The organism is Chitinophaga sp., assembly GCF_036566945.1.
Lineage (GTDB): Bacteria > Bacteroidota > Bacteroidia > Chitinophagales > Chitinophagaceae > Chitinophaga.
In genome coordinates this window covers 1-2764 of the sequence record NZ_DATCVJ010000238.1, presented here as the reverse complement: position 1 = coordinate 2764, position 2764 = coordinate 1, and the positions used below count along the sequence as shown (strand labels likewise).

Genomic DNA, 2764 nt, shown 5'->3' with positions numbered 1-2764 from the left:
TCTATGGTTTTGTATATTTTAGAGATTACGTCGTTCAATGCTATTTGGGTAAAAGGCAACTGCAGGAGACCGGCCGGCATAAAGTCGAAGCCACCTGGCGGATCATCCATGTAGGTCATCATCATCACCGGCAGCACATCTTGTGGGCCGGGTGGCGGCGGGAGCGGATCTTCGTAGCTTCCAACAATTAACACATCTATGGTTTGAGCTTCCAGCCAGAAACGTGCGTCTTCCATGGTGGGGCAGCGACCTACCAGGTAAACGTATGGGATAGCAGATAAAAAATGCTCCAGCTCCCCGAATCCCTCCGGGTCATTACCCAAAATAATACAGTTTAGTACCATAGAGCCGATTTTGGTCATTAACGCGTACGGAAAATTACCCGAGTCAGTTGCCCGCGGACCCAGAAGATTTAGGTATTGCAGGTGACTGAATAGAAACCCGCGTATTATCTAAAATCTAATCTAAACCGCGTTATGAAAAAAGAGTTATTATTCGCATAATACTTTATCAAAAGCTGACATTGTACTTCAGGGTAAAATTGGATTTATTTAAGGTAGGAACAGTTAATCCAATGTTAAGTATTATGGAAAAAGAAGGTGGACAGTTAAAGTCCTTGCCTCAAAAAGGCAAAACCTTTCCTGTCCACCACTTAAGGAGGCTTACATAAAAGATCATGTAACAACTGAATTAACAGCTGAGTTAACAGATCTAAGGCCCGAAGGCGGGCAGCGTGAGCGCAGGAAAGCTAACAGGGAGGCCGGTTAACTGGTCTGTGCGCGGACCATGTTTACCAAATGTGCAGGAATAAAAGTAACATCGTACTCACGGTAATCAGGTTTTTTGAGAACCTGACGTTGAATCCGCCTTTTTCTGAGTAGTAGTAACTTTCTTTGTACCGGTCGTACTCAATGGGAGCACCTAACTCCTTCATCATTTTGAGGAATTCATAGAGTGTTCTTTCAGAAATACGAAGCCGCTTGGCTAACTGAGCTGGCTTACCGGTCCCTTTGATCCTGATGAGGTAATCAATGGTCTGTAGTCTGTCAAAATAACGCTTTGGCATGTGGCATAGAGGGGTCTTAACGGTTATTTACTGAATATACGATTTGTGTCTTTATTAAACCAGCATTCTCATATATATATTTAAATGTAAATATTAACAAACTGGTTTAAACGGGTTTTTCAAAATTTAGCTGCAGGACAATGGCGCTGATGCGGTCTATCTGCGTACGGATATTAAACGTTAGTATGTTCTTTTTATTGGTTCACCACTGCAAAATAAATACTCACTGCAGTAATGCTTCATAGATAATGTTGGTAAGTGCTGTACCGTGATCTGCTGCGGGATCCGGCGGTCTGGTAGCATATACTTTTCCATTCTTTCCTACTACTATCAGGGAAGGATATTTGCTGATATTATATTGCGCCAGCACCTCCTGATGCTGTTCATCAGCATACAGCAACCATCCAGGCAAATCCTTTACAGCATTGCCATTGCAGCAAATATTCACAAAGGAAACGGTACCATCATTGAAGCATGTTTTCACTTCAGAAAGGATCTTCTTCAATGAATCTGTACTGTTATAGAAGTGCAGTAACACTACCTTTCCGCTGAATTGCTGCAAGCTCACCAACTTCCCTTGCCGGTCGGGAAAACTAAAAGCAGGTGCCACACTCCCCTTACTAATGCCTTTCCTGGATCTCCCGTAAATCTTTCCTATGGCCTGTTTGCAGGCTTCATCCTGTGCCAGTGAGAGATAGTCCCGCACACACCACTCCTGCTCTTCCGGTTGATTACCGGCGGCAAATCCCAGTGTAAGTGCATGTGCCAGTAGCTTATCCCGAAAACGACCACTGTAATGGGTTTTAATCCATTCATAAATAGCCCTGCTATTACATTCGAAACGATGTTGTATAAAATAATCTGCTTCTGCTTTTTGTAACAAATAACTTAAAAATCGTATAGCCATCGCCGTTGTATCCGACGGAGTAATTACCGGGAGTGCCGGTAAAATTTCCCGCTGATAAAAACGTACCTGCCGCTCTTCCAAAGTACTGTCCGGCCCCGGCGGCAATTTCCATAAAGTACTCAGTAGTTTCGCTCCCGCCTCCCCCTGTATATGTGCATTGATCAAAGCCCAGGTTACCGTACTCATGCTATCGCGATACATCTTTAATACCCGGCTGCTGCTCAACAGCTGCTCCCGGTATGCCGCCGCCAGTATCTGCGCCGGGGCCTTCGCCGGTATCACCACCCCGGCCAGCTCCCGCTGCGCCGCATACATCGCCCTGCCAACAACCGCTCCCCTGCCAGTGAGCATCAAACTATCTCCCCGCATACCAATATGAATACTGTCGCCCTCCCGGATCAGCCCATAAAACTGATATCCGCTACCGGCATCTACATAAAAAAATACCTGCCTGCTGGCAGACAATGGCAAACGGAAATAAAAAGAATCCTGTTTTAATAAGGTATCCTGCGTATACGCCACGGAAATACCCGGGTCATACCAGTACGCCAGCGATACATTCCGTACCGGCCGATCCATTACCCGCCCCGTAATAACGGTGGGCTGTGCGGCTGCGGATCCCGCCAGCACCAGGAGAACGCAGCACATACGCAGTAGCTGCCATGGTATAAGCGATTGCATAAAAAGGATTTTAAATCATTGTTGTCCGGGTAAATCTTAATTAGAAGGTACAAAAAAAGGGCAGTTCCAAAGAACCACCCATATTAGTTAAGTTTGAGTTACCACACTTA

General features: G+C 45.5%; 3 protein-coding genes. All 3 read right to left on the bottom strand.

The features are described 5' to 3' along the window. A partial coding sequence (locus VIP81_RS06915; RefSeq protein ID WP_331957769.1) for a hypothetical protein occupies positions 1-344 on the bottom strand: 344 nt, incomplete at its 3' end. Positions 345-790: 446 nt separating this feature from the next. Then, entirely contained in the window at positions 791-1066 is a 276-nt protein-coding gene (locus tag VIP81_RS06910) for an HTH domain-containing protein (protein WP_133808462.1), read from the bottom strand. A 223-nt stretch (positions 1067-1289) separates the two neighbouring features. Further along, positions 1290-2654 carry a hypothetical protein gene (locus tag VIP81_RS06905; protein ID WP_331957765.1) on the bottom strand — a complete coding sequence of 455 codons (1365 nt, stop codon included), beginning with the start codon at positions 2652-2654 and terminating at the stop codon, positions 1290-1292. Positions 2655-2764: the final 110 nt, after the last annotated feature.

Excerpts from the sequence above, each read along its gene's own strand:
- VIP81_RS06910 (WP_133808462.1), bottom strand. The coding sequence starts at position 1,066 with ATGCCAAAGCGTTATTTTGACAGACTACAGACCATTGATTACCTCATC.
- VIP81_RS06905 (WP_331957765.1), bottom strand. The coding sequence starts at position 2,654 with ATGCAATCGCTTATACCATGGCAGCTACTGCGTATGTGCTGCGTTCTC.